The sequence below is a fragment of the Arthrobacter sp. Y3225116 genome, from assembly GCF_059091245.1.
In genome coordinates, this window is the sequence record NZ_JBNHGL010000218.1 from 1 (window position 1) to 4,770 (window position 4,770).

Sequence of the window (4,770 nt, forward strand, 5' to 3'; positions counted from 1 at the left end):
GGCCGGCTTCCCGCCGGGCTGGTCGACGCCGCCGGGCATCTTGCCGGCAACACCGGGCGGATGTCGTCGATTTGCACCGGTGCCTTCGTTCTTGCGGCGGCGGGGCTGCTGGACGGGCGCCGGGCCACGACGCACTGGAAACACACCCGCGAGCTGGCCCGGCGTTATCCGGCGACCAAGGTGGAGCCGGACGCCATCTTCGTCAGCGACGGCCGGATCCACACCTCGGCCGGCGTCACGGCCGGGATCGATCTGGCCCTGGCGCTGATCGAAGAGGACCACGGCCCGGACCTGGCCCGCGAGGTGGCCCGCTCCCTGGTGGTCTACATGCAGCGCTCCGGCGGGCAGTCGCAGTTCTCTGCGCCGCTGCAGGGAGATCCGCCCAGGTCTTCGCCCCTGCGGCCGGTGCTCGAGGCCGTGCGCGCCGACCCGGCGGCGGTGCTCTCTGTGCCCGCGCTCGCCCGGGACGCCAACCTGAGCGTGCGGCACCTGACCCGGCTCTTCCGCGAAGAGCTGCAGACCACGCCGGCGAAGTATGTGGAGCTCGTCCGCTTCGACACCGCCAAGGCCCTGCTGGACTCTGGATACAGCGTCACCGAGGCCGCCGAACGCTCCGGGTTCGGCAACTCCGAGGCGCTGCGGCGCACGTTCGTGGCACGGATCGGCGTGCCGCCGTCGAAATACCAGCAGCGTTTCCGGTCCACGGCGAAGAACGGCTGAGCGCCGGCCGTTGGCCGATTCCGAGGGATTGTCGTCCTTGGTGACGGTGCCCCGGCCCGCGTCGGCCCGGCAGGATGGGAGGCACGGCAGATTTCCCTGCCGCTGGACAAAGGAGACATTCATGGCCGAAGTCATCGCAGGCATCACCATTCCCGACACCAAACTCGTCCGGAACGCCACCGAACTGGTCCGCGACACCACCAACGACCTGTTGTTCGACCATTCCCGGCGCGTGTACCTCTTCGGCGCCCTCCAGGGCCAGCGCCTCGGCCTCGACGTCGACCACGAGCTGCTCTATGTCGGTGCGCTCTTCCACGACCTGGGCCTGACCGATACGTACGGCACGGACCACCTGCGCTTCGAGGTCGACGGCGCCAATGCCGCCAAATCCTTCCTGCTGGAGCAGGGACGTTCGGAAGAGGACGCAGCCAAGGTGTGGACCGCCGTCGCGCTCCACACCACCCCCGGTGTGCCCGAATTCATGGACCCGGAGATCGCGTTGGTGACCGCGGGGGTGGAAACGGACGTGCTGGGGATCGGCTACTCCGATCTCGACCGGACGGCCATCGACGCGGTCACCGCGGCGCACCCGCGGCCGGACTTCAAGCGGCAGATCCTCGCGGCGTTCACGGAGGGCAACAAGCACCGCCCGGAGACCACCTTCGGCAATGTCAATGCCGATGTGCTCGAACACTTCAGCCCCGGCTTCCAGCGGACCGACTTCGTGGACATCATTCAGAACTCCGCCTGGCCCGAATAGGCGCCCGCCGGGTTCCGGCGGCAGTAACGGCAGGCGTGTGGACGGGGCGCACGGCCGGCACGCAGGCCGTGCGCCCCGTGGGGCCCGGGTTACTGCAGCGTGGCCGTCAGCCTGGCCACGTTGTCCACGTAGCGCTGCCAGCGGGGCCGCTGCCTCCACTCCTGCAGCGTGAGCTCCCGGGAAATGACCCGATAGCTGTCCTGGATCTCCGACACCTGCTCCACGATGTGGTCCCCGAGCATCATCACGGAGACCTCCATGTTCAGGGAGAAGGACCGCATGTCCATGTTGCTGGAGCCGATGACCGCGACCTCATCGTCCACGGTGAAGTGCTTGGCGTGCAGCACCAGCGGCTTCGGGTAGCGGTAGATCCGCACGCCGGCCTCCAGCAGCGCCTGATAGTAGGACTGCTGGGCGTGATGGACCAGCAGCTGGTCGCCGCGTTCAGAGACGAACAATTCGACCTCGACGCCGCGCTGGGCCGCCGTCGTGATGGCGTAGAGCAGCGAGTCATCCGGTACGAAGTACGGGCTGCAGATGGACAGCCGCTCCACGGCCGCATAGATGAGCGTGTTGAACAGGCGCAGGTTGTTCTCGGTCGCGAAGCCGGGGCCGCTGGGCAGGGCCTGGCAGGTCATGGGGCCGGGCTCGCGGAAGGGGGCCGGGGTGAACAGCTCGCCTTCGAGCGTGTCGTCGGTCTCGCTGGACCAGTCGGTGGCGAACACGACGTTCAGCGCGGTGACGATGGGTCCTTCGTAGCGCGCCATCAGTTCCACCCATTTGCGGCCGATCTTGTGGCTGGACGTGCGGCGGTAGCCGGGCTCGATCAGGTTCTGCGACCCGGTGAACGCCACCCGGCCGTCCACCACCAGGATCTTGCGGTGGTTGCGCAGGTCGATCCGGCGCCACTGGCCGCGGACCGGCAGGACGGGCAGCATCCGGCGCCAGTCGATGTCGGTGGTCTCCAGCCAGCAGCGGAACTTGCGGTAGCCGGCCACGCGGAGGGTGCCGATGTGGTCGAACAGCAGGCGCACGCGGACACCACGGGCGGCGGCTTCTTCCAGGGCGGTGAAGAGCTTGCCGGTGGTTTCGTCGCGGCTCATGATGTAGAACTCGATGTTCACGAACTCACGCGCCTCGCGCACGGCCTCGGTCATCGCGTCAATGGACTCGTCGTAGTCCGAATACAGCTCCACATGGTTGCTGTCCACCATGGGGAAGGCGCCGAGCCGCCGGTTCAACTCTGCCGCCGAATGCACCCAGGCCGGGGCTTCCTGCTCGCTGGTGGGCTCCTTGAGGTTCCGGGTGGCGGCCCACACCCGGCCATTGATCTCCGCCTGCTTGGCGATCCGGCGCTCCGAGAGGCGGAACCTGCCGAACATGAAGAAGAGCAGCAGTCCGATCAGCGGGATGAAGAAGATGGCCAGCAGCCAGGCCATGGCGGTATTGGGGCGGCGGTTCCCGGGAATCACGCCCAGGGCGATGATGCGGATGGCCATATCGACCACGCCTAGAATCACGACGGCCCACTCGGGGAATGTGCCCAGCCCCGCAAACGACCACAGCACGCGGCTGTTCCTCCCCTCCCGCCGTGTGCCGGCGCAATCCTCCCAGCCTACCCGGCGTTTGGGGGCAGACTCACTAAGCTGGAGCCATGACAGTTCTGGTGTTTTTGGACCCTGCCCACGAGTCGGGACGCGTCGCAGATGCCTCCCGGCCGCAGCTGATGGCCACCGATCTCGGTGCCACCCGCGGGGACGGCATCTTCGAGTCCCTGCTGGCAGTCGACGGGGTCCCGCGCAAGCTGCAGGCGCATCTGGACCGGCTGGCCAACTCCGCCCGGGCCATGGACCTGCAGCTTCCCTCCCCGGATGCCTGGGAGCGTGCCATCGCGACGGCGATCGCCGAGCACCCGCCGGTCGAGGAACTGGTGATCAAGCTGCTGGTGACCCGCGGGGTGGAAGGCTCCTCCGCGCCCACGGCCTGGGTCCAGGCTTCGCTGGTGCCGGCGGCAGGGCGGCGCCAGCGGACCGACGGCATTTCCGTGCTGCTGCTCGACCGCGGGTACGACAGCTCGCTGGCCGAGCGCGCCCCATGGCTGCTCATGGGGGCCAAGACGCTCTCCTACGCGGTCAACATGGCGGCGCTGCGGTATGCGCACAAGAACGGCGCCGACGACGCCATCTTCACGTCCAGCGACGGCCGCGTGCTGGAAGGGCCCACGTCCACGGTGCTGATGGCGCGGGTGCGCGACGGCGTGAAGACGCTGGTGACGCCGCTGCTGGAGAGCGGCATCCTGCCGGGCACGTCCCAGTCGGTGCTGTTCAAGGCGGCAGAAGCCGCCGGGTGGCAGCTGGGCTACGGTCCGCTGGAGCCGCACGACCTCTACGAAGCCGACGCCGTCTGGCTGGTTTCGAGCATCCGCCTGCTCGCCCCGGTCAAGAGCATCGACGGCAAGGAAATCCCCGTCTCGCCCGACCTGACCCACGAGCTGACGGCGCTGCTGGCCCAGGGCAGCCAAGAGGAGTAGCCGGCCGGACCCCCGGCCCTGACGCCTTCGGGGATCGGGACCCGCTTCGACCACCGGGTTACTGCAGTGTTAGGGTCGATTGGACCGAAATGATCAGCATGCTGTCGTTCCGTCCGGGGCGGCAGCCCCGAGAAGGAGGGCAATGAAGGCTCTGACGTGGCAAGGGAAGCGTTCGGTCAGCGTGGAGGAGGTCCCGGATCCGCGGATCCAGGAGCCCACGGACGCGATCGTGCGGATCACCTCGACCGGAATCTGCGGCTCGGACCTGCACCTCTACGAGGTGCTCACTCCCTTCATGGACAAGGGCGACATCATCGGACACGAGCCCATGGGGATCGTGGAGGAGGTCGGCTCGGCCGTCACCCACATCAAGGCCGGGGACCGGGTGGTCATCCCGTTCAATGTCTCCTGCGGCCACTGCTTCATGTGCCGACAGGGCCTGCAGTCCCAGTGCGAGACCACCCAGGTCCGCGAGTACAACAACAATGCCCAGTTCCTGGGCTACTCGCGGCTCTACGGCTCGGTGCCCGGCGGGCAGGCCGAGTACCTGCGTGTCCCGCACGCGGACTACGGACCCATCAAGGTGCCCCACACCGGTGAGGACGAGCGCTACCTGTACCTCTCCGATGTAGTGCCCACCGCGTGGCAGGCCGTGCAGTACGCGGCCCCGCCGGAGGGCGGCTCCCTGGCAGCCGGGGCTGAAGTGTTCGAGCACATCGGCATTGACATTGCCGAAGGTGGTCTCCGGGCGGTGCTTGTT

Annotated in this window: 5 protein-coding genes; 4 read left to right on the top strand and 1 reads right to left on the bottom strand. The window is 68.0% G+C overall.

Going from position 1 to position 4,770, the window contains the following annotated elements:
• Positions 1–720 (top strand): GlxA family transcriptional regulator (locus AC5RV2_RS14690; protein ID WP_494092941.1); only part of this gene is annotated, 720 nt, incomplete at its 5' end.
• Positions 721–841: 121 nt separating this feature from the next.
• Positions 842–1,480, top strand: a complete 639-nt coding sequence (locus AC5RV2_RS14695) for an HD domain-containing protein (protein WP_494092942.1) — start codon at positions 842–844, stop codon at positions 1,478–1,480.
• Between the two features lie 89 nt (positions 1,481–1,569).
• Here AC5RV2_RS14695 and cls read toward each other — a convergent pair whose 3' ends face one another.
• Positions 1,570–3,048: a cardiolipin synthase gene (gene cls, locus AC5RV2_RS14700; protein ID WP_494092943.1), complete on the bottom strand. Its 1,479-nt coding sequence runs from the start codon at positions 3,046–3,048 to the stop codon at positions 1,570–1,572.
• An 86-nt stretch (positions 3,049–3,134) separates the two neighbouring features.
• Here cls and AC5RV2_RS14705 point away from each other — a divergent pair, with 86 nt between their 5' ends.
• Both AC5RV2_RS14705 and AC5RV2_RS14710 read left to right on the top strand, forming a co-directional pair.
• Positions 3,135–4,010, top strand: coding sequence for an aminodeoxychorismate lyase (locus tag AC5RV2_RS14705; RefSeq protein WP_494092944.1), 876 nt, complete (start codon positions 3,135–3,137; stop codon positions 4,008–4,010).
• A 142-nt stretch (positions 4,011–4,152) separates the two neighbouring features.
• Positions 4,153–4,770 (top strand): alcohol dehydrogenase catalytic domain-containing protein (locus AC5RV2_RS14710; RefSeq protein WP_494092945.1); only part of this gene is annotated, 618 nt, incomplete at its 3' end.

Excerpts from the sequence above, each read along its gene's own strand:
- AC5RV2_RS14695 (WP_494092942.1), top strand. The coding sequence starts at position 842 with ATGGCCGAAGTCATCGCAGGCATCACCATTCCCGACACCAAACTCGTC.
- AC5RV2_RS14705 (WP_494092944.1), top strand. The coding sequence starts at position 3,135 with ATGACAGTTCTGGTGTTTTTGGACCCTGCCCACGAGTCGGGACGCGTC.